This is a genomic window from Enterobacter sp. EGD-HP1 (assembly GCF_000733275.2).
GTDB lineage: Bacteria > Pseudomonadota > Gammaproteobacteria > Enterobacterales > Enterobacteriaceae > Enterobacter.
Genome location: NZ_AVOP01000012.1, coordinates 62,071 through 84,589, shown reverse-complemented (window position 1 = coordinate 84,589; position 22,519 = coordinate 62,071). Strand labels below are relative to the sequence as shown.

Sequence of the window (22,519 nt, the reverse complement as noted above, 5' to 3'; positions counted from 1 at the left end):
TCCTGACAGTGAAAAAGCTCCCAATCGGGAGCTTTTTTTTATTCCCTCCCCCTGTGGGCTGAGGGTGAGAGTGAGGGCATCAGGCCGCAGAGGCTCCTAAAGCCCCCGCACCATCAGCGCCTCATCCAGCTCCCGATACGCCTCTACCAGCTTATCCAGCGTTGCTCTGTTGAGCCCACTCGGATTTGGCAGCACCCATACCTGCGTCACGCCGATAGTGATGCTCTGCTTACCCCACTTAGCCCCGCGCTGGCTGAACGCCTGCTCGTAGGCCTGCTTACCGAGGATCGCCAGCGCAGCCGGCTGGTAGTCTTCGATCTTCTTGACCAGCTCTCGTCCGCCGCTGCGCAGCTCATGCAGGTTGACCTCGCTCGCCTGCACGGTTGGCCGCTCGACCAGCATGGTGATCCCGCAGCGCGTATCCAGCAGGTGCTGCTCCTCTTCCGGCTTGAGTAATCTGTCGGTGAACCCGGCCTGGTAGATCACCTTCCAGAAGCGATTCCCCGGATGAGCGAAGTGAAAGCCGGTGTGCGCCGAGGACTTGCCCGGGTTGATTCCGCAGAACACCACCCGCAGGCCCGGGGCCAGAATATCGTTGATCATCTCTACTCCCGCTTGATACATCGTCAGGGAAGTATAAAGGATTGATTATGCGTTGTTTATAAAAACAGCAGGCAGGTGTGAATGGCTGGATTGCTGCGGGGAGTTACTTTATAATTCACCGCCACGGCCCCTTAGCTCAGTGGTTAGAGCAGGCGACTCATAATCGCTTGGTCGCTGGTTCAAGTCCAGCAGGGGCCACCAGACACCGCAAGGGCTGGCGGGGAGTCACCCACCAGCCCCAAATCCTCCAGGATATTTATAGGATATTTTGAAACGGGAACCATAGTGATACATGGTTAATTTATGACCGTTCATAGCTAATGTCTCCGTTTTAGCATCCGAAATGTCTATAGCTCCGAAGATGTCGCCTCTATTTAGTAACACCAATGAACTAGTAATAAAATATTAATATCATAAAAAATTATATACATTTGGTTTAATTGGTTCTGCTTCGCTGATACTTACACTCTTCTTAATGCCAGTTGACTGGTAATAGGAGGGAAGTAATGAAGCACGGTACCGCAAAAGCGCTGTTTATCAGCATACCGCTTGTGGGTTTAGCTCCTGACATAGCACATGCCGAAAGAGTGGATCTCGGATGGGGAAACATAACCCCATGCTCACGCGTAATCTGGCGAAATGATGGCATTTTCGGAACGCCGTCACCAACTCTAGAAACAGCAGAGCAACGAGTTCACGCATATGCTGAGGTGGATGCTCCCTCCATTCCTGGCATCCAGAATGATATCCAGCAATGTGCCGTTCAAGGTGCGGCAGCTGCAACTTTAACGGCAATAATTACATCTCCCGCAGGGGCAATGCCCGCTTTTCAAGCTCAATTCGAATCTTGTATGCAGCAGAGGGCTCGTCAATATTTCACGATTTCTCTGGGAGTATCTGACGGAGAGTGTATGTGGTAACTAAAATGCGCAGAGATAATCGCGGAAAAAGGGTGTACTGCCTCTGCGCATATATTAATAAAATTATCCTATCGATCCTTGTGCGGGCGATGCTGGCGGGTTGCTAACAGTAATTTTTTCGCGGGTGCAAAAATTTGATAAAGCGGGCCGTATGGCGAGCCCCCCCGTAGGGATAGATATACCCTCTACCAACTGCGCTGATGGTTCCTGTTTTCATAACCATTATCGAGCGCCACCAGCACTGTAAGCGTAAATAGTTTTGCTTTCGCGGTATAAGCTTTTGGCTCCCATTCAGCAGAGCCGAGGGAGGTTCAAATGGATAATGAAAAGTTAAAATCGCTGTATCAGAAACATGCTTACAAAGTTGCCGGGATTAGATCATGGAGCAGTGAAGGTGAAGGAATTCCGTACTACAAGGCGTGGCTTCATGCAGAGCAATTATTAAGGCTTGATATCCTCATAATCGAACACCGTAAAAAATTCGCCACCCCATGGGAACCACTCTTGGGAAGGCGGGCGCTTAATCATTTACTGTTTGTTCGCACGGGGTGGAACCCTGCAGTGATATCTCAGCTTACTTTTGAAGATATGCTTACCGTGCTTCATCAAGATCTGGTAAATCTGGATATCCCATCGGAAATACTGGAATTGCCGGAGAACATAAAGCAAAGCCGTTCCTTTGCAATTCATAATCAAGAACCGCATCGAACCGAATTGCTTCCGCTCCTGGAGCAAGAATGGGATCCTACTCTTTCCGAGATAATCCAAGGGATACGTAAGCCATATTAAGGTTATAAAGGACTGAAGATCATCTAGTTTCACTCTGGTGACCGCTAAATTTTCCTAGTGTTACTCAAGGGACATTGTTGAACTTCCTTTCCCAATGAGTCAGGCAGCTAATTAATCACCTTTCAGCCCGCCACCCAAGTGTGCGGGCTATTCTCGTAAGCTTTTCATGGTGCCCGTTCCCGCAGCTGTTGATAATTGTGTTTCGTTGAATTGCCGTGATGTTGGTGGTGTGCTGGCCGGAAGGTTGGCGGGTGTTTGACTCATTTTAAGCTCCTTCAGAATCCTGATGAAGCGCTTCATTATCTGCCTGAACAAAGCCCAAAGCATCACCGAACCTGGCCCGAGGAAACCCACCTCTCGGTACCCCCATCGAAAGATACGAGCAGCCAGGCATATTTGGCTTAGTATCGAAATGGTCGGCAACCTGTCTCAACCATTTAGAGCTAGGGCCGATCATTCGAACCAAATACCAGATAATGCAAATAGCGCTATAAAGGCGTTGGTTCGTTTCGCCTTCAATTCTTAATACATTAAAAAATTCGTTCTGAGGTATCGTTACTGCCGGGTGCTTCCTGTTCCAAATCCTTGAATGGTGTGCACAACGGTTACGTAACAGGTTAAGGCACTGGAGCCATTTAGAAAGGGTTTGCTTGTTATCTATCTGCAGTCGTCTAATGATTTTTGCCTGCATTCCGCCATTAAGCATGGCGTAGTATTTTGACATCTGACCAAAATCCCACGTTTCAACGACAACCCAAAAAGGGATTTCTTTCTGTTGTTTCAGATGCCAGGTAATGCACTCATCCCTGCTATCTCTGATTTTCTGATCAAGTTTACTCAGCCATTTATCATAAGTGCTGGGTTGGCCGTCATTAAGGAAACGCTGGTTTATGTACGCATTATTGCGATACGCCAGAGGGTCATTACGCCCTACTTCATGAGCGATCACTGAGCGAACGTGTATTTCAATTCGCTCAAGCGCGTCGATCATCAATAGCCGAAGCTTTTTATCGAAAAGATAAAGATCGTATGCCTGTTCGAAAGAAGTCCCATCGAGAAAATCATCGCTACGGAAGGAAAGGCCCTCATCGTTTGCACGGATAATGCGGGAGGTATACCAGAAGCCGGATAAGCGATAATAACCGACCTGAGAAAGTTTTCTCATGGCCCGTTCACTGTCTCTGATCACCATGCCGCGATCTAACAAGAGGGCGAGCTGTTGATCGTATTCCTTGTGTGGTTTGGCAGCAATCATTGCAGTCTTGGGGGGATTAGATAATAAAAGGCCCGACCGTGAGACTCACAAAACTAACGTTAAGGAGAAACAGGGGATCGGGCTCGGTTAAAGGAAAATCTACACTACGTAGGTTTTATGTCAATCTGACATGTCAGGCAAGCGGGCCCTATGGTGTGCTTAACAACAGGGACAGACACTAGATGTTGTTGTTTAAACAAAAGTTTAAACATATAGGTTGTGGCGATTGTTTATACCTATCGTTGAAATTGTTTTTGTTTTATTCGGTGTACCGAACCCATTCCTACGCCCTTAATCCCGGAGAGCTTGCTGGTGGCTCAAAGTAACCCATTAAAACGTATATATAGACACAGAAAAAACGTCGGTTCAGTCGGTTCAGTTGGTTCACGGCGCTGTAACCCGCGCCAGCACTGGATTTATGCGAACCAACATACGGTAAATTGAGGTTGGTTCAGCCCCGTAAAAGTTGGTTCACTCCCCATCCGTCCAGGAATTAAGATGCCTGAGCGCGACCCCAGACCATAAAGCATCAAGCGCCTGCAGGCGTTCCAGCTTCCGGCGAAAGGTCTTTTTGCGCATACCCTTTGGACGTTTAAAGCTGCTGGGTTTGCGCATCAGGAATTCGACATCAGGCTCATTCGGTCCCCATATAGCGATCCGCTCTTTCCTGACACGGTGACAAAGCCGCTCGAATTCGCTCGAAAACGTTTCGTACTGGCTTTGATAACGCAGCCCCATGCACTTGCGACATGCTAACTTATCCGGGCTCCAGTACATCGCGGCGCTGCGCTTACCGCATTCCGGGCAGACGTACCACCAGCGCTGACCATTAAACGCCGTTGCCGTGGATTCCAGCCGCATTCGGTGCCAGTTCCCTGAAAGCGATAGCGGGCGAGCCGCAAAATGCGGGGCGGCATCGAGCCGGACGACCTGGACATAATTCAGCCCGAACCAAAAAAACTTTTTATCCCCTGCAGCCATCGCCAGCAGCTCCGGAATATTGCTCCCGTTAAGCCGGGAAACCTCATGCACGAACCGTGGTTTTTGTGATGAATCAGTGTTCATTTCGATTCTCCGCAAATCCCATCGAAATCATTTGGGAAAGTGGCATTTTTTGCGGCATAAAAATGACTATTTCAGCACGCGCAGGCCGCATGACAGCTGACTTTGATAGCTTAAGAAAAAAGCAAAAAAATGCGGATTTTTAACTGATTGATTTATCTGCGGCTTTTTTGCTGGTGGAATGAAGATCGTCATAAACCCATCAGCGGCCATTCCTGCGGGCGCCAGCTAAAAGCAATGACTTGATCCTCATCGTTCATGCTGCGCGCCATCTGAATGATGATTTCTGCACAGGGTGACGACCGCATCAGCGCCACCAGCAAAGTTTGCTGCCCAGCCTCCGGGTGTAATGACCGATATTCCTCAATCTCCGGCCCTACCAGCGCTTTAACCAATTGCCCCGCCGTCATGTCCGGCTTTTCTTTGTGGAGGCTGTCAAAGCGCGCTGCGGCGTCTTCTCGCATAGGGATATAAATCTGGTCTTCCAGCTGCCTCAGCTTCCTGTCAGCGTGCATGATGTGATCCGTACCATCCACCAGCGCAGAAACGCGCTCACGAAACGTCGGTTGCTCATCAGGTGGTATCAGCTCGTCGGAAATATAACTGCACAGAAGGTCAACACGCGCTCTCAGGCGTTCGGCGGCAGTCGCCTCCCTGTTCACAGCCGTATCAGCAAGGCGCTGCCGGCAGGCCTGTGAAGGTTCGCCGCTATTTGGTGTGGTTTCCGGTGCCTGGTTCATTTGGTTTTTCCTGGTAAATGTTTGGACGCACTCACGCCGGTTGCTGCTGGTGGAGCAAATCGCATAATCCACAATATTTGGCAGGATATTATGTTATGCGCTCGTCGTGGCCATCATCATTTTTTAGTGATTTATTCTGATAGTCAGAATGCTATTCACTCTGACTTGCATAATGCAGGCCAGCGCACTGGCGGCAGATCAATGACTCGCCCGAAACATAAAGTGCGGCTTTCCGCCCGGTACATGCCGGGCATACATACCACCAGCGAACGCCGCCATACTTTGGGCTGGTGGTCGTCAACTGCACTGCAACGCTCTGACCGCTTACCAGCGTCGCTTTGAGGCGTTCTCCTGTGAAGTGCAACACAATGCCGCTGACCTTATTTAATGGTTTCTCCGTCGCGCTGGCGCTGATTTCGGCCAGTGTCGCGCCATTAATCCCCGCAACGTCACTGGTATATGTCCGGGTGCGCTTTCTGCCTGCTTTGCTGGCTAACTGCCGTTCCTGCCACGCGCGGAACCCATCACGCTGACGCTTCCGCCCGGCCTTTGTCTTTGCCCCGGTACTCATGCCACCGTGCAGCTTACAGCGCCCGTTACGGTAGAGTACGGTTATTTTGCAGGGTGTTCCGCTGCGGGTAGTCGCACCGCAGGGAATGGCACGCAAATGATCCGGCCACGGTTCCCGCTCGTAACGTCCGGGTGCAGGTTGTGGTCTGAACCTGGGTGGGATCGAATAATATGCTTGCCGCATCGCATCATGCTGCGCCTCTTTCTCCATCTGCGAAGCACGAAAATCCCGGACCTCCCTGCGCAGCTCCTGAAGATGACGTTTCAGCGCCTTATCCATTCCCCCCTCCTCCTGTATAAACCTGAATGCCTCAATGGTTAGCTTCCGGCAGTGTGTACCCCAGAAACCTTATTATTTCTTAACAGCTCATGGGGTAAGGCATATCCGCGAATTATTCGGCCATCTTCTGCCAGAAAACCCGCCAGACATACCTCCGACATGCGCTCTGAGACGATCGAAGCATCATGATGATTCCCGAAATCATTAAACCAAAAATTGTGAATTCGCAATTTTGCCGGGTCCATAAATCGCATTCTGGATGGATTAAAATTAGATATAAATCATTCAATTAACAACTCCATGGGCACAAAACAGGGGGAACAGTTTGGAGCACAAAACCGAAAAATTGCGAATTCGCAGTTTTCCTGGCTGATTTTTTTGCGAATTCGCAGTAAGAAACGATCACAAAAAATCCCCTTTCGGGGCTTATGTTGAGTTCACCAGCGAATTTCAGAAGTGAGAATAAAAGCAACTTCCTTCACCATATCGTCAAGATCGTAATCAACCTGCATTGTGATTGGCGTGTGAAAATCTTCAACGGTGTACTTTTCAACCCAACCGAAAGAACGATTCATTATGGCTCTTGGGGCAACCGCGCCTTCAGGCTCACCAAACGCCTGATGAATCCAGATGCGAGACATGCTTTGCTGCAACGGTGTAGGAAGTTCATTCGGAAAGATCCATCCCTTTACGCCATCACGCTGAATAGACAACGTAATTTCTTTCAGTATTCTCCCTTCTCGATTAAAGGCTAAATAGACACCTTCGTTCGCCATTGGTAAAAGTAACACGGGGTCGCCTGCTGCCCCTTTAGGGTCACTTTTGTAAGTGATTATTTCATTATCAACTAACTCTTTATAGCTCCTGCCAAGATTACGGATCAGTGCTTCTACATTTACTGTCATTCGTACAACCCCACGCTACGATTCAATTCGTGAATTTTAACCCTGGCAGCTTCTATCTGGCTTTCCGTTGCACCATGTTTTTTTAATGCTGGCTTTATGGCATCTAGATTACGATTCACTGCTGCCCGTAAGCTCTGCGAGTCCAGATCAATTTGTGCAGGAGTATTACGCCCGCCATAAGTCTCACTTATTTTCTGATGCACATCCTTGGGAACGACGATAGCCGCTACCTGTGATGAAAACTCCTGAATTTCCGTTTCTTTTAAATTCGGATATTCCCTGCGTAAATAGGCTTTAACAGCAGCGGCAGACGGCATGTGATCCGCCTCATACATCCCCTGCCGCGAACGGCGTTTAAAGTCACTGTATAACTCGACCTCCAGAAACTCCACCGGCGGTTTGCTCAGGTAAATATAAATTGGTGGCAGGTCAGGGAACGGCAGGATCAGAATATAATCCGCGAAACTCTTTTCCTCTGGTGCCGGGCTGGTGGTCGCAGTTATGCCGGTATCATGCGGCAGCGGGTCAACAACCACCGGGTTCGGTAGCACCGGCCGCGCCTGGTTGCCGGTATTCCACGGCTTTTTCTCGTCTGTCCGGTCAGGCGTCCACACGATGGTTATGCGCGGTTCTTCCTCCGTGGTGAACGTGTACGCCTGCGCCCTGCTGTCGTACTCCATTTTTCTGACGCGCACGCTGTCCCGGCCAGGTGGCGTGTGCCAGCCGTGCGGCACCGGGTTCCCCCTGCTGTCGTTCTCCCACGTATAGCGAACACGACTCGGGGCTTCACGCATCTGCGCCAGGCGCATACGGTCGATAAAGTCCTGTTCGCCGTCGTTCAGCCTGCCGGGCATCATTCCCACCAGTAGCCCGGCCACGGGAGCACCCCGCACCGCCCAGGTGCCGTATGTCAGCGCCCTGCCGCTTATCAGCTCCAGCAGGCTTGCGCCTGCCGTGGCCGTCTGCGCGCGTGTAGCTGCAGCTGCGGCAGCAACGGCGGCCTGATAACCCATTTCCTCATGGTTGCCGTTCCACCAGCGATACAGGGCGCTGCGCTTTTTCGGTACGGGGATATCCTCTGTTTATAAATAAATATTTATTATCGACTTAATTTCCCCTTTTCCCAGCTCTCGCCACGGGCCGTTAAGTCGATTGACGGCGCGGCCGCTATTCCCTCTGCATCATAAAAAAAAGCGGACGTTGTAAAGCTGTACACGGTGCCATAAACAGTAAATGAGATATTGTTGCCTATGCCGTCAACTTTCGCGCGGGCGGTGTTCGCTGTAAGCGTTGGGGCGATATGTTGTTTTTCGAGAGCCACCAGCGGATCGCCGTCAATCTTGCTTGCTAAAAAATAGCGATACACTTCTCCCGTAGTCATGTTAGAGCCGTCATACTCAGTAATGTATAACCAGGTCCGGGGCGTGAGCTGGCGAACCTCATAAAGTTTGTCACTCACCGTTAAGCGCTGGATATGCTGAAAATAACAGTACCCCGCAATCACTATAGCCATAGCGAATGTAGCCACCCAATGCAACGCCTTAAACGCCTTAATAGTGGTGCTGCTTAACATAGTCTATGCCTTGCTTTATCCAAAATTGGTCCATCGGATCATCACCAAACGGCGGGGCCCCCGTGAAATTCCCCCACTCTGGTCTTGATGTGCCGGCTTTCCACTGCGCCGCGCCGGCGGCAATAAGCAAAATCTTTGCAGGTATGCACGCTGCATAACCCACCGCGCCGTAATGAAAATTCCCGAAGTCAGCGTAAGCCCGTTTTTGTTGTTTGTAATCCCACACCCCGCCGTTTCTTACTCGCTCATAAAACCACGTATACGTAAGCGGGGTAGCCATATCCTGGACTCCGTGACGCGCCCGCGCGAGCCTAATGTGTTCGCGCAAAATTTCCAGCCCGCGGGGCGGGTAAATCGGTATACATGCCATCGTTATTCCCTTTTGCCTGGCAAAACCAGCAACATAAGACCAACGGCGCTGCACGGTACTGTTTGAGATCAATCAATCATTTTTATTATTAATATCAATATCTAACGCGTTTTAATCACTCATACCGATAACACAATTTGTATCACCTGCGATCCGGTTTTAGCCGTTTAATGAGGGTTTACCCTCATAAAATGGAGTTTTAAAAATGGCTATTCCAGCTTACATGTGGCTTAAAGACGATGGCGGCAACCTGATCAGGGGGTCTGTAGATGTTCAGGATCGTGAAAGTAGCGTAGAAATTCTCTCTTTTAGTCACGGCTTGCTTGTTCCAACCGATAGCAACACGGGCAAAATCACGGGTACACGCTTACATGCGCCGCTTATGATCGAGAAAGAATTTGATAGCTCCAGCCCGTATCTCTATAAAGCGGTAGCAACCGGCCAGACGCTTAAAAGCGTTGAAATTAAGTGGTACAGAATCAACGACGCGGGGCAAGAGGTCGAGTATTTCAACATGCTGCTTGAGAATGTGCGGGTAGTCAGCATTAGCCCAGTTATGCATAACTGCAAAGAGCCAGGTTTACAGATGCATAATCATAATGAGGGCGTACAGCTACGTTATGAGCGGATCACCTGGAAGTATTGCGATGGGAACGTCCAATATTCAGACGCGTGGAACGAGCGTGTAACAGCGTAAAAAAAAGGGCGGTTAATTCGCCCTATATTGTTTTTAGTGCCAATTCTTCCGCACCCTGGGTCTGCCAGCACGTAGCCTCCCTCGATGGCAATACCTCGCGCGATCACCCGGTGCCGGCTCTCCGCACTTCTTACACGTTTGGGGTATTTTAATCATGCTTAATGCTGTTAAGCATTCTCTGTCAGCTACCGCCTCTGATTTTTGCTGCACCCTATGCAAGCACATACGAAATCAATCAAACGTAGCCCGGCCTGCCGCTCACCCTCACAAACCCTAAAAACTAAAGAAATCCCCCATCGCGCCGATCATCATCCGTGTGTATTATTTCCTGTAGCTTTTACAACAACTAACCTTAACTCAAATACTTAAGCGCCAAAGCGAAAGGCATCATGAGCACACCGATCAAACGGCTAGAAATCATTAAAAATGCCATTGAACTGGAAGATGACGACATCATCCAGAGCCAGCTGACACGCCTGAAAAATGAAGCGTTTGACGATGAGCTACAGGCAATCGTCGTGGCGCTTGAGGAGAAGAACTACACCTCTGCGATGGCGGCAATTACCGCCTGGCTGCAGGGCCAGCGCGCTGTGACCCAGTGGCGCGATCCGCAGGTGGCTGCCAGCAAGCTGGAGCTGAAAGCGCTGGAAGAGCGTCTGCGCGATCTGATTGATCGCCGCAACGCCCGGGTGCAGCAGCTCGATGAGTTCAACGATCTCTATTTCTCCCGTCTCGGCCCGCTGATGCAGCAGATCCTCGCCCTGCGTAAAACGCTGGCAGAGCTCAACCTGCGTCGTCAGCAGGCGGAAGCGCGTCGTCGCGAGGAAGATTACCGTCGCTGCCAGCGCTATATGGCGCAGGCGGTGGAGGTGCTGGCGACGCTCACCCAGCGCTGGCGCGATCTCCCGGCCGACTCCGTCCAGGCCGCCGAGGCGCGTAAGCATCTGGAGCAGCAAAGCAATTTGATTGCCAACCTGCTGGCTGAAGCGCTGGAGCTGGAGAGCGGCTTAACGCGCGAAGAGGAGCCTGCGCGTCAGGCACGAGACGACGCTAACGAAGAGTACGAGAAGTATCGCGAGCAGCATCACGATGCCGAAGTGCGGCTGCGCAAGGGCAAGGATCTTTCGGAAGAGGATCGGAACGAGCTGAAACGCCTCTGGCGTCAGGCGAGCAAGCTCTGCCACCCGGATCTGGTTGCGGACGATCTGAAAGAAGAAGCCAACGCGATGATGGTGCAGCTCAACCAGGCGAAGCAGCGTGGTGACGTTAAAACCATCCGCTCACTGGTGGCCCGCCTGCAGCAGGGCTTTGAGCCATTGATGGCAAGCGACAGGCTGAACGATCTGGAACGCATCCGCAAGAAAATGGTGCAGGTCCGCGAGCAGATCGACACCTTAGTGAACGAGCTGGCGGAGCTGGAGAAAGAGGAGTCCTGGCTTCTGGTCTCGTCGCTGAACAATATGGAAGCGTACTTTGCTCAGCAGGAGAAAGCGCTGCACGAGGTCCGCGCCTCGCTCGAACATCAGGTGAACGAAGCGCAGCTGGATTCCGCCGCCTGACTATTTGGCGTGCCAGTATGCGCTGGCACGCACCAGTTGCTGGTCAATCGCGTCGGTTTCATACTGGCGGCTCAGCGTCTTCACCACCTTCCCTTCCCCGGTCAGCCAGATAAAGTAATCTTCCACCGGAACGGTCAGCGCCGCCAGATGGTCCGCTACCGCCTGCGCGTTGTGGCCTACAACCCAGGTGATGTTGAATTCGCTCAGGTGCGCCAGATAATCCTTATAAGAGTCGTCCCCGACCGTCACTACCGCATGAACCTGCGGGCGAACCGGCAGTTTAGCAATGCTCTCTAAGCGTCGACGCAGCGCGGGCATGCCGGACTCGTCGCACACGTACAGCTGCCAGGCGTAATCCTCAGGCACCACCAGTGAACCGCGCGGGCCGCCGATGGTCAGTTTGTCTCCCACCTTCGCCTGTACTGCCCATCCGCTGGCAATACCGCCGTCGTGAATGAAGAAATCGAGCACCAGCTCATGAGTTGCCTCATCGTACAGCGGCGTATAGTCGCGCGCCTGCGGCCGTACGCCGTCGCCCCACTCGATGCCTTCATCGGTAACCACCGGCGGCACAAACGTTGCCCCGGGCGCCGGGAAAAAGACTTTGGTATGGTCGTCGAAACCGCGGGAGCTAAAGCCCTCCAGCTGCTCGCCGCCTAAAACAATACGCTGGAAACCCGCGCTGGCGCGCTCAACGCGGAGCACCGTCAGCTCGCGAAAGCGCAGATCGTTACGAACGCGCTGTGGGTAACGGGTAGATGCCATTTGTAGCCCCTTCTCTGGTGAATACGATATATCTAAATCAATTTTCAAATGATAATGATTACTAGTCAGTAAAAATGCAAGATCTTTTAGATTGCATCTGAATATATCTTAGATATAGTTTAGATATATCAAATTGAAGGGCCTTTTATGCGACACGAACACGACAGCGGCGGGCGCCGACCGCGCTTTTTCGGCCACGGCGATCTGCGGCTGGTGATTCTGGATATCCTGACCCGCAGCGCGAGCCACGGCTATGAGCTGATCAAAGAGATCGAGAATCTGACTCAGGGGAACTACACCCCGAGCCCAGGAGTGATCTATCCGACCCTGGATTATCTTCAGGATCAGACTTTTATCACCATCACGGAAGAAGAGAGCGGTCGTAAGAAGATTGCGATTACCGCTGAAGGACAACGCTGGCTGGACGAAAACCGGGAACAGCTGGAACAGATCCAGGTGCGTATCAAAGCGCGTTCCGTCGGTTTTCAGCTGCGCAAAAACCCGCAGATGAAGCGGGCGCTGGATAACTTCAAAGCGGTGTTAGACCTGAAGGTGAATCAGGGAGAGCTCAGCGACGCGCAGCTTAAGCAGATTATCGGCGTAATCGACCGCGCGGCGCTCGAGATCTCCCAGCTGGACTAAGCCGGAGCGTGCTCGCTCACGCGGAAGACGCGCACCAGCGCCTTCAGGTGCATCGCCTGTTCGTTAAGCGATGCCGCCGCCGCGACGGACTCCTCCACCAGCGCGGAGTTTTGCTGGGTGGTGGCATCAATCAGGCCAATCGCGCTGTTGATCTGGGAGATCCCCTCCGTCTGCTCATGGCTGGCCTGGCGGATCTCGCGCAGGATCACATCCATCTCTTCTACGTTGCCTACCATCCCGTTGATCAGCGCGCTCGCTTTCTCGACCAGGTTCATCCCGTCCTGAGTCTGGCTGGTTGAGCTTTCAATCAGCTCGCGGATTTCGCTGGCAGACGACGCGCTCTTCTGGGCAAGCTGGCGAACTTCACCCGCGACCACCGCAAAACCACGACCGTGCTCGCCGGCGCGCGCCGCCTCCACCGCTGCGTTCAGCGCCAGAATGTTGGTCTGGAAAGCAATGGCGTCGATCAGGTCGATAATGTCGGACATTCGGTTCGACGTCTCGTTAATCAGGCGCATTTTGCTGGTCACCTGCTTCATCATCTCACCGTTGTTTTTGACCACCCTGGCGGCATCCGCCGAGAGGTTGGTTGCTTCCCCGGTATGCGAGGCGGTATTTTTCACCGTCGCGGTGATCTGCTCCATCGAGGCGGCGGTCTGTTCGACAGAACTTGCCTGCTCTTCCGTGCGCGCGGCCAGATCCTGGTTCCCGGCGACAATCTGCGCGGCTGCGCTGGAGATATTCTCCGAGCCGGTTTGCACCTGCTGCACAATATCCAGCAGTCGCGTTTTCATCTCCATCAGCGCATGCAGCAGCAGACCCGTTTCGTCTTTGCCGTGTGGCGTGATGCTGCCCGTCAGGTCGCCCTCTGAAATGGCTTTCGCAAAATGCACCGCCTCGCCGAGCGGACGCGTGATAGCGCGCACGATAAACCAGCCAATCAGGCTGCCTGCCGCGACGCTAAAGAGCGTAAGCAGGATCAGCAGCAGGCGGTTAGACCTGAAATCCCCTTCCACCTGCGCGCCGGCACTCTGCATCTCGCTGTTTTGAATGGTAATCAACTCCTTCACCTTCGCTTTATAAGCCTGCTGCACGGCGAGGGTAGTGGTCATCATCTCCTGGATAGCGCCCGCACGATTGTTGTTCTGCACCGCCTGCAAAATGCGGTAGCGCGAGTCCAGATACTGCTGGCGCACGCTGCGGATTTCCGCCAGCACCTGCTGAGACTTTTGATCCTGCAACGCGTTGTTCAGCTCGCCCAGGATCACCGTGATGTGCTCGCTGATCTCTTTCAGGCGCTGCTGAGATTGCCCCGTGTAAGTGCCCTGCTCGTCCAGCAGCATCAGCTGTTGAGTGCTAATAAATTCCTGGAAGTTATCGATTAACTGGTTCGCTTTTACCGTGGTCGGATAATCACTGGTAATAATGGATTGCATCCCGTTATTAGCCCGGTTCAGACTCAGAAGAGACAGGCTCGCGCTGATCGCCATCAGGACAATAAAGAATCCAAACGCCAGAAATAATTTCGTGCCGATCTTTACGTCATGTAAGAACATATTTTCTCCATCGATGTGATTATTTCTCAGACGATCGCTGTTATCGGTAACGATTTAGCTAACTTTATGAGTTTGATCGTTTTTTTATTTCATAACCCCCGCAATGCATAGGTGTAGGCTATTAATATTGCCTCATCGATCGTTACCAGACCGTCAAACGGGGTATTTTTGAAATAGCATTCTGAAGAACTGACTTAGGCAGGGATAAATAACTGAGGCACTTTCTTTAGTTATTTAATATTAAATTAACAATAAAATACATTAATAGTTACAACCAGAAAATAAAAAGCCGTTTATTCCTTACGAAATAAACGGCTTTTCCGGAACATTATTGACTCAATGGAGCACGGTCACCGCATCTTTGAGACGTCCGGCGCGATGCTTCACCATCGCAGAAATGTGGGCGCTCTCCTCGACCAGGTCGGCGTTTTTCTGCGTGATGCTGTCGAGTTCGGCCACCGCGCGCGTCAACTCTGACAGCCCGGTTGCCTGCTCGGAGGTCGCGTGGCTGATCTGGGCGATAAGCTGCGTCACGTTTTTCACCTGCACAACGATATCATCCATCGTGCGGCCTGCGGCGTGCACCTGCTCAGAGCCGGACTGCACCTTGCTGGCGCTGGCATCAATGAGTTTGCGAATATCATTCGCTGCGTTGGCGCTGCGGCTGGCAAGGTGGCGAACTTCGCCCGCGACCACGGCAAAACCTTTGCCCTGCTCCCCAGCCCTTGCTGCTTCAACCGCCGCGTTCAGCGCCAGAATATTGGTCTGGAAAGCGATATCGTTAATTAGAGAGGTAATCGAGCCAATTCGCTGCGTACTGTCGGCAATGTCGTCCATGGTTTTAACCACGGTCTGCATCGCGTTGCCCCCTTTCGTGGCCGCGCTGCTCGCGGCCACGGAGAGTTTATCCACCTCGGCGGCGGTTTCAGAGTTACTCTGAACGGACGCGGCCATCTGGTTCATTGTTGCGACGGTCTGCTGCACGTTCGCCACGGTCTGACGCGTACGATCGTTCAGGTCTTCATTTCCCTGCGCCAGCCTGTCGCTGCCGTCACGGACGCTCACCACCTGGCTCGACACGTCATTGATTAACCAGCGGCACATCAGGCCCAGCTGCCCGACCGCGCGCAGCGTCAGCCCCAGCTCGTCGCTGCGGCTCAGATGCTGCACGCTGTTGCGCTCACCGGTTGCGACCTTCAGGGCCTGTCGCGCCACATTCTCTACCGGGCGGACAATCTGTTGCTCAAACAGCAGTGTCCCCAGCAGCATCACTAGCGCGGCTGCGGCGAGCGGCATCCACCCGGCGGAGGTCGCGACCAGCGTGGCGGCGAGCACGGCAAAAAGCCCCGCCATCACGCTGCGCACGCGCCAGCGCAGCGGCATTGACGGCAGTTTGCCCAGCCAGCCTTTTCCAACCACCAGCCCCTTGTGCACACGTTTCTTACAGCTTCCGTCGTTCAGCGCCCGGTAGAGCGGCTCCACGGCGGCAATCTCTTCCGCTGTGGCTTTGGTGCGAATGGACATATAGCCAGTCACCTGCCCGCCGCGCACCATCGGCACCGCATTCGCACGCACCCAGTAGTGGTCGCCGTTTTTGCGCCGGTTTTTGACAATTCCGCTCCACGGCTCGCCCTGCTGCAGCGTGTACCACATATCGGCAAACGCGGCTTTTGGCATATCGGGGTGGCGCACCATATTGTGCGGCTGGCCCGTCAGCTCATCGAGCTGGTAGCCGCTCACCTTCACAAAGGTGTCGTTGGCGTGTGTAATGTAGCTGTGGAGGTCTGTGGTAGACATTAAGGTGGTGTCATCGTCCAGAGGATATTCATTCTGGGTGACATAAGTTGGAGAGGACATCGTGGGCATCCCTTGCAGGTTATTTGAATGTTAATTTTGTGGGTCAATGTTTTTTCGGCGGTAAACAATTTATCTTTAGTTGTTAAACTTGATGAAGATCGCAGATTTGACTTAAACCATACTTTTTGTACGATTTTATAATTCATTGATTTCAAATACTTTCGATAAGAAATTACCTGTAAAGCATGACCAGTTAATGCCCACTTAAGTAGCAGCGAATGCACTTCTTTAGTGCAATTGCGCTTTTTCGCCCTCATTTGCCCTCTCTGTCCTGGACCGCTAAATCCCGTTTCGGTTGCTTCGGCATGATTAAATATTGTGCAACATTATTTTAACCTGGCGTTTATCCCGATTTTCGTTAAGTCATCTGAAGTGGCGTAATCCCTGCAATACTTAAACCAGTATCATGTGATACGCGATCCCCGGGAGCACATTTTGAACAGGTTACCTTCCAGCGCCTCGGCTCTTGCCTGTACCGCGCACGCACTGAATCTCATTGAGAAGCAAACGCTCGATCATGAGGAGATGAAACAACTTAACCGAGAGGTCATCGATTACTTTAAAGAGCACGTCAATCCAGGTTTTCTGGAGTATCGCAAATCTGTTACCGCCGGCGGGGATTACGGAGCCGTAGAGTGGCAAGCGGGGAGTCTTAACACGCTTGTCGACACCCAGGGACAGGAGTTTATCGATTGCCTGGGTGGTTTTGGTATCTTCAACGTGGGGCACCGTAATCCAGTTGTGGTTTCCGCCGTACAGAATCAACTTGCGAAACAACCTCTCCATAGCCAGGAACTGCTCGACCCGCTTCGCGCCATGCTCGCGAAAACGCTGGCGGCCTTAACGCCCGGCAAACTGAAGTACAGCTTCTTTAGCAACAGCGGCACGGAATCGGTCGAAGCGGCGATTAAACTCGCCAAAGCGTACCAGTCGCCGCGCGGGAAATTCACCTTTATCGCCACCAGCGGCGCGTTCCACGGGAAATCCCTGGGCGCACTGTCTGCTACCGCCAAATCCACCTTCCGCAAACCGTTTATGCCGCTGCTGCCGGGCTTCCGCCACGTGCCGTTTGGCGACATCAACGCCATGCGCACCGTGCTGAGCGAATGCCGTAAAACCGGCGATGACGTGGCGGCGGTGATCCTGGAGCCGATTCAGGGTGAAGGCGGCGTGATCCTCCCTCCGCAGGGCTATCTGCCTGCCGTGCGTCAGCTGTGCGATGAGTTTGGCGCGCTGCTGATCCTCGACGAAGTCCAGACCGGGATGGGGCGCACCGGCAAGATGTTTGCCTGCGAGCATGAAAACGTTCAGCCGGACATCCTGTGCCTGGCGAAGGCGCTCGGTGGCGGCGTGATGCCGATTGGTGCGACGGTTGCGACTGAAGAGGTGTTCTCGGTGCTGTTCGACAACCCGTTCCTGCATACCACCACCTTTGGCGGTAACCCGCTGGCCTGTGCGGCCGCGCTGGCAACCATCAACGTGCTGCTGGAGCAAAACCTGCCCGCGCAGGCGGAGCAGAAAGGCGACATGCTGCTGGACGGTTTCCGTCAGCTAGGTCGGGAGTATCCGGACCTGGTGCAGGACGCGCGTGGGAAAGGAATGCTGATGGCGATTGAGTTTGTCGATAACGAAACCGGCTATCGCTTCGCGAGCGAGATGTTCCGCCAGCGGGTACTGGTCGCCGGAACGCTCAACAACTCGAAAACCATCCGCATTGAACCGCCGCTGACGCTGACGATTGAGCAGTGTGAGCAGGTGCTTAAAGCGGCGCGTAAAGCGCTGGCAGCGCTGCGCGTGAGCGTGGAAGAGGCGTAATCAACGCCGGGTGGCGCTACGCTTACCCGGCCTACCAAATACTGCATATGTAGGCCCGGTAAGCGTAGCGCCACCGGGCTGCTTTTTATCGGTGGAACTCCGCCACCGTCATGGTGAAGCGAAGCACAGTATCACCTTCATTGGCATAACCGTGCGCGGCTTCCGTTTTCGCCACCGCCGACGCCCCGGCAGCCATCTGCGTTACCGTCTCGTCCACCGTCAGGGTTAACATGCCTTCGTTCACGTGCAGCAGCTCAAAGGTGCCCGCCGGATGCCCCGAAGAGGTAAAGCGCTCTCCCGGCTGCATCTCCCACTGCCATAGCTCAATCATATCCGGGCCCGCGGTGCCCGCCAGCAGTCTGGCGTAACCACCCTGCGCACCCTGCCACAGCACCGGAATAGCCTGTTCTTCGATAACATGCACCAGCGGCTCGCTGGAGACGTTGACGATATCCGCCACGGAGATGCCGAGCGCGGCGGCAAGCTTGCACAAGATGGCGATGCTGGGGTTGGCTGCACCCTTTTCGATCTCCACCAGCATGCCTTTGCTGACGCTTGCGCGACGGGACAGCTCGTCCAGCGACAGCTTTTTCTCTTTACGCCAGTTGCGGATGCGGTTCGCCACGGCCAGGCTTACCTGGGCAACATCGGCACCCGAATCAGTCATTATATTGACTTTATCAGTCATTGGTCATTACCATGGTATAAAACAGTCAATACAGGATTATTTATGTCTCTCGCTACGCCGTCAATAGATTCGCGACTTGCCCGGATTGCCCCGGGCTTTCGGGCGCTGAGCATTCTGGTTGAAGCTGCGCCGATCGCCCAACCGGAGGTTGCGCCCGCCGCGCTGGCGCAGGCCTGCCAGCAAATGTTGAATGATGATGTGCCGTGGGCTGATGCGCACCTTTCAGACTGGGATGAGGTGTTTAAAGCGTTCGGCGCGAAACCGAAACGCACGCCCTGTTCCACCGCGGCTCTGCGCAAGCGGGTACTGAAAGACGGTTCGCTGCCATCGCTGGATCCGGTCGTGGATATCTATAACGCAGTGAGTATTCGCTACGCGATTCCGGTTGGCGGTGAAAATCTCGCGGCTTATTCCGGTGCACCGCGCCTGACGCTGGCCGACGGCAGCGAGCCGTTTGATACACTCAAAGAGGGCCAGCCGGTGGTGGAATACCCGGATGCTGGTGAGGTTATCTGGCGCGACGATCTCGGCGTCACCTGCCGCCGCTGGAACTGGCGACAGGGAGTGCGTACCCGCCTGGACAGTCGGGCGCAAACCATGTGGTTTATTCTTGAAAGCCTGCCGTCGATGCCGCTTGCGGCACTGGAAGCGGCAGGAGAAGAGCTGGTTAACAACCTGCAGCAGCTGATGCCGGGGGCCACGGCTCGGGTTAAGATGCTGACGCTGTAAGAGGACAACACAATGTTTCACGGATTAAGCGCGTTTCCGTTAACCCCCCTGAAAGAGGGGACGTTTGACGAGCACTCCTTCATCAATCTTCTGCGCCCCGTTGTCGACGCTGGCGTGGATTCACTGGGCATTTTGGGCTCAACGGGAAGTTATGCCTATCTGACCGTTGAAGAGCGCGGCCGGATCGCACGCTGCGCGGTGGCGCATGCTGATGACATTCCGGTCATCGTCAGCATCGGCGCATTGCGGCTGGACGATATTCTGCGTCTGGCTGACGACGCGCAATCGGCAGGCGTCTCCGGCGTGCTGCTGGCACCCGTGTCGTACCAGCGATTAACGGAAGACGAAGTGTTTCATCTCTATGAAACGGTGACCCGCCAGATCTCCGTACCGCTGTGCATTTACGATAATCCCGCCACGACTGGTTTTTCGTTTAGCGATGAACTGTTATTTGCCGCCGCGGCCTTGCCGAATATAGGGTCCATAAAGCTTGGCCGCGTGCCGGAGGACCTGTCGCAGGTACGCGCTCGTCTTCCTGATACCGTCACGCTGGGCATCGCCGGTGACTGGCGAGCGGCCTCCGCCCTGCAGGCCGGGTTTGACGTATGGTACTCGGTGGTTGGCGGGCTGTTTCCGCAAGCAGCGCTGGCGATTGCCCGTTCGAAAGAGGCGGTACAATCCGAGCGGCTGGAGCCGCTTTGGGAATTATTCCGTCGATACGGCAGCTTACGGGTTATCGCGGCGGCAGCAGAGATGATGGGGAAAGTAGCTGCACCTACATTGCCGTTCCCGTTACAGGCGGTTCAGGGTGAGCCGCGTGAAGCGCTCGCCGGGTTACTTGCGGCTCTTGAGCTGGCCTGAAAAACGCCGGGTGGCGCTAACGCTTACCCGGCCTACCGCACCGTCCCGCCACCCGTAGGCCCGGTAAGCGCAGCGCCACCGGGCAAATCCGCTATTCCGGCAACAATCCCACAAAACTGCGTTTCTTACGCGGCTCCGACATCAGCTCTTCAAGCCTATCCACGCACGCCAGGTAGTGCGGGGTTTGCTTATGCGCCAGCACCGCCTCCTCGTCTTTATAGGCCTCGTAGATAAAGAACCGGGTTTTCACGCGCGGGTCCTGCAATACGTCAAAGCGCAGGTTTCCCGGCTCCTTGATTGCCCCCTCGTGGTTGGCGCGAAACACCTCCAGAAACTCGTCCACCCGCTCGGGCTTGATGTTGATCTCTACCAGCGTCACGTTCATTTTGCTTCTCCCTGTTTTTCTTCCTGCCAGAACTGGAACGCATCGCGGGCGTTCCAGTTCTCGTGAACCACTTTTTTCACCGCCTTCAGCATGGCGAGCGGCGCGCTGGACTGGAAGATATTGCGCCCCATGTCCACGCCGGACGCGCCCTGGTCGATCGCGCGCCAGCACATCTCCAGCGCCTCGTGCTCCGGCAGCTTTTTGCCCCCGGCGATGACGATCGGCACCGGGCAGCTGGCGGTCACTTTTTCAAAGCCCTCGTCCACGTAGTAGGTTTTGACGAACTGCGCCCCCATTTCGGCGGCGATGCGGCTGGCGAGCGAGAAATAGCGCGCGTCACGCGCCATTTCCTTGCCGACGCCCGTCACCGCCAGCGTCGGCATGCCGTAGCGCGCGCCCGCATCGACAAGCTTGATGATGTTGTTGATCGACTGGTGCTCGAACTCGCTGCCAATGTACACCTGCGCCGCCACCGCGCAGACGTTCAGGCGCAGCGCGTCCTCCATCGCCACCGCCACGCACTCGTTCGACAGCTCGCCCAGAATCGAATTACCGCCGGAGGCGCGCAGCACCACCGGTTTGTTCGTGGCGGCTGGCACCTGGCTCCTGAGGATGCCGCGGGTGCACATCAGCACGTCGGTTTCACCAAACAGCGGCGCGATAGAGAGATCGATACGCTCAAGGCCGGTGGTCGGCCCCTGAAAGTAGCCGTGGTCAAAGGCCAGCATCACCGTGCGGTTGCTCTGCGGGTTGAAGATGCGCGAAAGCCTGGACTGCATGCCCCAGTCCAGCGAGCCGCAGCCCTTAAGGGTGTAAGGCACATTCTGCTGCGGCGTGCCGATGCCAAAATCCTTACCGTCTTTGATGTCGTCTAAATCAGCCATTTGCTCCCCCGTCAGAAATCGTATTTGCTGATGTTCTCTTTGGTGAACACCACGCGCTCCGGCAGCAGCACGATGCCGTTGCCCTTCGCCTCATACTGGTAGCCCTGCACGCTGTTCGGCTCGACTTTCAGCGCCCCGATGTTTTTTACGTCCACGCTGTCGCCGACGTTAAGATCGCCTTTTTTCAGCAGGCGATCGGCGACATTGACCGCAATTTTGCCCTGTTGTACGACATCCCACAGGCCGAAGGCTTTTACCGTGCCGCGCTCAACGTACGGGCGCATGACGTTCGGCGTGCTGAAGCCGACAATCGCCACCCCTTCCCGCTTCAGGTTTTCCGCCGCCTGCGCCGCCGCAGGCAGCGCGTTGGCGTCCGGGGCGATGATCGCATCCAGATCCGGATACGCTTTTAAGATCCCTTCGGCAGTTTGCAGGGATTTGGTGGCGTCGTTATAGCCAAACTGGGTCGTCACGACCTGCCACTGCGGATGATCTTTCTCGATTTTGGCCTTTGCCTCTTTCACCCACTGGTTCTGATCGGTAACGGTGGGGCTTGAATAGAAGAACGCCACTTTAGCGTTCGGTTTGGTGACCTGTTTGCCCGCCATCTCAACCAGCAGGCCGCCCAGCTGTTCCGGCGTACCCTGGTTGATGTAGATGCTGCGGCACTCCGGCTTGGTGTCGGAATCCCAGGTCAGGACCTTGACCCCGCGCTGCATCGCGCGCTTCAGCGCCGGGCAGAGGCCGTCCGGGGACACGGCGGAGACGATAATGGCGTTATAGCCCTGGTTGACGAAGTTATTGATCAGCTGCACCTGGCCGGAGACGCTCGGCTCGGTCGGGCCGTCGTAGGTCACGTCCACGCCGAGATCTTTCCCCGCCTCTTTCGCGCCGTTGCCGCCGCTGGTGAAGAAGCCCACGCCCACCAGCTTCGGGATAAAGGCAATGCGGTCCGCCGCCTGCGCCGAGGCGAAGCTGAGGGCCATTGCCAGGACGAACAGTTTTGTTTTCATC

24 protein-coding genes and 1 tRNA gene are annotated in these 22,519 nt (G+C 54.3%); 9 read left to right on the top strand and 16 right to left on the bottom strand.

All coding sequences use genetic code 11. From position 1 onward, the window contains the following. Window positions 1–96: 96 nt before the first annotated feature. Complete coding sequence (mug, locus tag N037_RS09485; protein ID WP_023333460.1) at window positions 97–603, bottom strand: G/U mismatch-specific DNA glycosylase; 507 nt, start codon at window positions 601–603, stop codon at window positions 97–99. A gap of 125 nt (window positions 604–728) precedes the next feature. Between mug and N037_RS09480 the strand changes: the two genes are divergently transcribed. The 3 genes from N037_RS09480 (at window position 729) to N037_RS09475 (ending at window position 2,312) form a co-directional block, all read left to right on the top strand. Next, window positions 729–804 (top strand) — tRNA-Ile (locus tag N037_RS09480). Between the two features lie 305 nt (window positions 805–1,109). Then, window positions 1,110–1,523, top strand: a complete 414-nt coding sequence (locus tag N037_RS24845; RefSeq protein ID WP_156369719.1) for a hypothetical protein — start codon at window positions 1,110–1,112, stop codon at window positions 1,521–1,523. 315 nt (window positions 1,524–1,838) lie between these two features. Continuing rightward, window positions 1,839–2,312: an ECs1072 family phage-associated protein gene (locus N037_RS09475; protein ID WP_050511235.1), complete on the top strand. Its 474-nt coding sequence runs from the start codon at window positions 1,839–1,841 to the stop codon at window positions 2,310–2,312. Between the two features lie 265 nt (window positions 2,313–2,577). Here N037_RS09475 and N037_RS09470 read toward each other — a convergent pair whose 3' ends face one another. The 8 genes from N037_RS09470 to N037_RS09435 all read right to left on the bottom strand — a co-directional run bounded on the left by N037_RS09470 (window position 2,578) and on the right by N037_RS09435 (window position 8,977). Continuing rightward, the gene (locus tag N037_RS09470) at window positions 2,578–3,567 is read right to left on the bottom strand and encodes an Abi family protein (protein WP_032640511.1); all 990 of its coding nucleotides are present in this window, start codon (window positions 3,565–3,567) and stop codon (window positions 2,578–2,580) included. A gap of 471 nt (window positions 3,568–4,038) precedes the next feature. Continuing rightward, window positions 4,039–4,632: a hypothetical protein gene (locus N037_RS09465; protein ID WP_050511234.1), complete on the bottom strand. Its 594-nt coding sequence runs from the start codon at window positions 4,630–4,632 to the stop codon at window positions 4,039–4,041. A gap of 188 nt (window positions 4,633–4,820) precedes the next feature. After that, window positions 4,821–5,369 (bottom strand): hypothetical protein, encoded by a 549-nt coding sequence (locus tag N037_RS09460; protein WP_032640509.1) that lies wholly within the window; start codon window positions 5,367–5,369, stop codon window positions 4,821–4,823. Between the two features lie 151 nt (window positions 5,370–5,520). Then, window positions 5,521–6,219: an HGGxSTG domain-containing protein gene (locus N037_RS24595; RefSeq protein WP_050511233.1), complete on the bottom strand. Its 699-nt coding sequence runs from the start codon at window positions 6,217–6,219 to the stop codon at window positions 5,521–5,523. Between the two features lie 437 nt (window positions 6,220–6,656). Continuing rightward, window positions 6,657–7,124 carry a DUF6392 family protein gene (locus tag N037_RS09450; protein ID WP_032640507.1) on the bottom strand — a complete coding sequence of 156 codons (468 nt, stop codon included), beginning with the start codon at window positions 7,122–7,124 and terminating at the stop codon, window positions 6,657–6,659. Then, window positions 7,121–8,137, bottom strand: a complete 1,017-nt coding sequence (locus tag N037_RS09445; RefSeq protein ID WP_231686682.1) for an S-type pyocin domain-containing protein — start codon at window positions 8,135–8,137, stop codon at window positions 7,121–7,123. The genes N037_RS09450 and N037_RS09445 overlap by 4 nt, the downstream gene beginning before the upstream one ends. 86 nt (window positions 8,138–8,223) lie before the next feature. After that, on the bottom strand, window positions 8,224–8,697 hold the full coding sequence (locus N037_RS09440) for a hypothetical protein (RefSeq protein WP_032640505.1): 474 nt from the start codon (window positions 8,695–8,697) through the stop codon (window positions 8,224–8,226). After that, entirely contained in the window at window positions 8,675–8,977 is a 303-nt protein-coding gene (locus N037_RS09435; protein ID WP_228117504.1) for a polymorphic toxin type 44 domain-containing protein, read from the bottom strand. Before N037_RS09435 ends, N037_RS09440 begins: the two co-directional genes overlap by 23 nt. Before the next feature lie 295 nt (window positions 8,978–9,272). Between N037_RS09435 and N037_RS09430 the strand changes: the two genes are divergently transcribed. Together N037_RS09430 and N037_RS09425 are read left to right on the top strand one after the other, a co-directional pair. Next, complete coding sequence (locus N037_RS09430) at window positions 9,273–9,764, top strand: Hcp family type VI secretion system effector (protein WP_032640503.1); 492 nt, start codon at window positions 9,273–9,275, stop codon at window positions 9,762–9,764. 389 nt (window positions 9,765–10,153) lie between these two features. Further along, window positions 10,154–11,323, top strand: coding sequence for a DNA repair protein (locus N037_RS09425; RefSeq protein ID WP_032640501.1), 1,170 nt, complete (start codon window positions 10,154–10,156; stop codon window positions 11,321–11,323). On the opposite strand, the gene N037_RS09420 is transcribed toward N037_RS09425, so the two are convergent. Next, a complete protein-coding gene (locus tag N037_RS09420; protein WP_023333503.1) occupies window positions 11,324–12,088 on the bottom strand; it encodes a siderophore-interacting protein in 765 nt (254 codons plus the stop codon). Between the two features lie 147 nt (window positions 12,089–12,235). On the opposite strand from N037_RS09420, the gene N037_RS09415 reads away from it, so the two are divergent. Beyond that, the gene (locus N037_RS09415; RefSeq protein WP_023333504.1) at window positions 12,236–12,730 is read left to right on the top strand and encodes a PadR family transcriptional regulator; all 495 of its coding nucleotides are present in this window, start codon (window positions 12,236–12,238) and stop codon (window positions 12,728–12,730) included. Here N037_RS09415 and N037_RS09410 read toward each other — a convergent pair. Both N037_RS09410 and N037_RS09405 read right to left on the bottom strand, forming a co-directional pair. Beyond that, window positions 12,727–14,286, bottom strand: coding sequence for a methyl-accepting chemotaxis protein (locus tag N037_RS09410; RefSeq protein ID WP_032640499.1), 1,560 nt, complete (start codon window positions 14,284–14,286; stop codon window positions 12,727–12,729). The two genes, N037_RS09415 and N037_RS09410, sit on opposite strands and share 4 nt — an antisense overlap. 336 nt (window positions 14,287–14,622) lie before the next feature. Next, the gene (locus N037_RS09405; RefSeq protein ID WP_032640497.1) at window positions 14,623–16,143 is read right to left on the bottom strand and encodes a methyl-accepting chemotaxis protein; all 1,521 of its coding nucleotides are present in this window, start codon (window positions 16,141–16,143) and stop codon (window positions 14,623–14,625) included. A gap of 435 nt (window positions 16,144–16,578) precedes the next feature. Between N037_RS09405 and ygjG the strand changes: the two genes are divergently transcribed. Continuing rightward, window positions 16,579–17,958, top strand: coding sequence for a putrescine aminotransferase (gene ygjG, locus N037_RS09400; protein ID WP_032640495.1), 1,380 nt, complete (start codon window positions 16,579–16,581; stop codon window positions 17,956–17,958). A gap of 85 nt (window positions 17,959–18,043) precedes the next feature. On the opposite strand, the gene N037_RS09395 is transcribed toward ygjG, so the two are convergent. Then, entirely contained in the window at window positions 18,044–18,646 is a 603-nt protein-coding gene (locus N037_RS09395) for a helix-turn-helix domain-containing protein (protein WP_032640492.1), read from the bottom strand. Window positions 18,647–18,688: 42 nt separating this feature from the next. Here N037_RS09395 and N037_RS09390 point away from each other — a divergent pair, with 42 nt between their 5' ends. Both N037_RS09390 and N037_RS09385 read left to right on the top strand, forming a co-directional pair. Continuing rightward, the gene (locus tag N037_RS09390) at window positions 18,689–19,375 is read left to right on the top strand and encodes a B3/B4 domain-containing protein (protein WP_032640489.1); all 687 of its coding nucleotides are present in this window, start codon (window positions 18,689–18,691) and stop codon (window positions 19,373–19,375) included. Between the two features lie 12 nt (window positions 19,376–19,387). Further along, window positions 19,388–20,236 (top strand): dihydrodipicolinate synthase family protein, encoded by an 849-nt coding sequence (locus tag N037_RS09385; protein ID WP_032640488.1) that lies wholly within the window; start codon window positions 19,388–19,390, stop codon window positions 20,234–20,236. Window positions 20,237–20,327: 91 nt separating this feature from the next. Here N037_RS09385 and lsrG read toward each other — a convergent pair whose 3' ends face one another. The 3 genes from lsrG to lsrB are packed head-to-tail and all read right to left on the bottom strand — an operon-like array spanning window position 20,328 to window position 22,518. Then, on the bottom strand, window positions 20,328–20,621 hold the full coding sequence (lsrG, locus tag N037_RS09380; RefSeq protein WP_023333521.1) for a (4S)-4-hydroxy-5-phosphonooxypentane-2,3-dione isomerase: 294 nt from the start codon (window positions 20,619–20,621) through the stop codon (window positions 20,328–20,330). Next, a complete protein-coding gene (gene lsrF, locus N037_RS09375) occupies window positions 20,618–21,505 on the bottom strand; it encodes a 3-hydroxy-5-phosphonooxypentane-2,4-dione thiolase (RefSeq protein WP_023333522.1) in 888 nt (295 codons plus the stop codon). Before lsrF ends, lsrG begins: the two co-directional genes overlap by 4 nt. An 11-nt stretch (window positions 21,506–21,516) precedes the next feature. Beyond that, window positions 21,517–22,518 carry an autoinducer 2 ABC transporter substrate-binding protein LsrB gene (gene lsrB / locus N037_RS09370; RefSeq protein WP_023333523.1) on the bottom strand — a complete coding sequence of 334 codons (1,002 nt, stop codon included), beginning with the start codon at window positions 22,516–22,518 and terminating at the stop codon, window positions 21,517–21,519. Between the last annotated feature and the right edge of the window lies 1 nt (window position 22,519).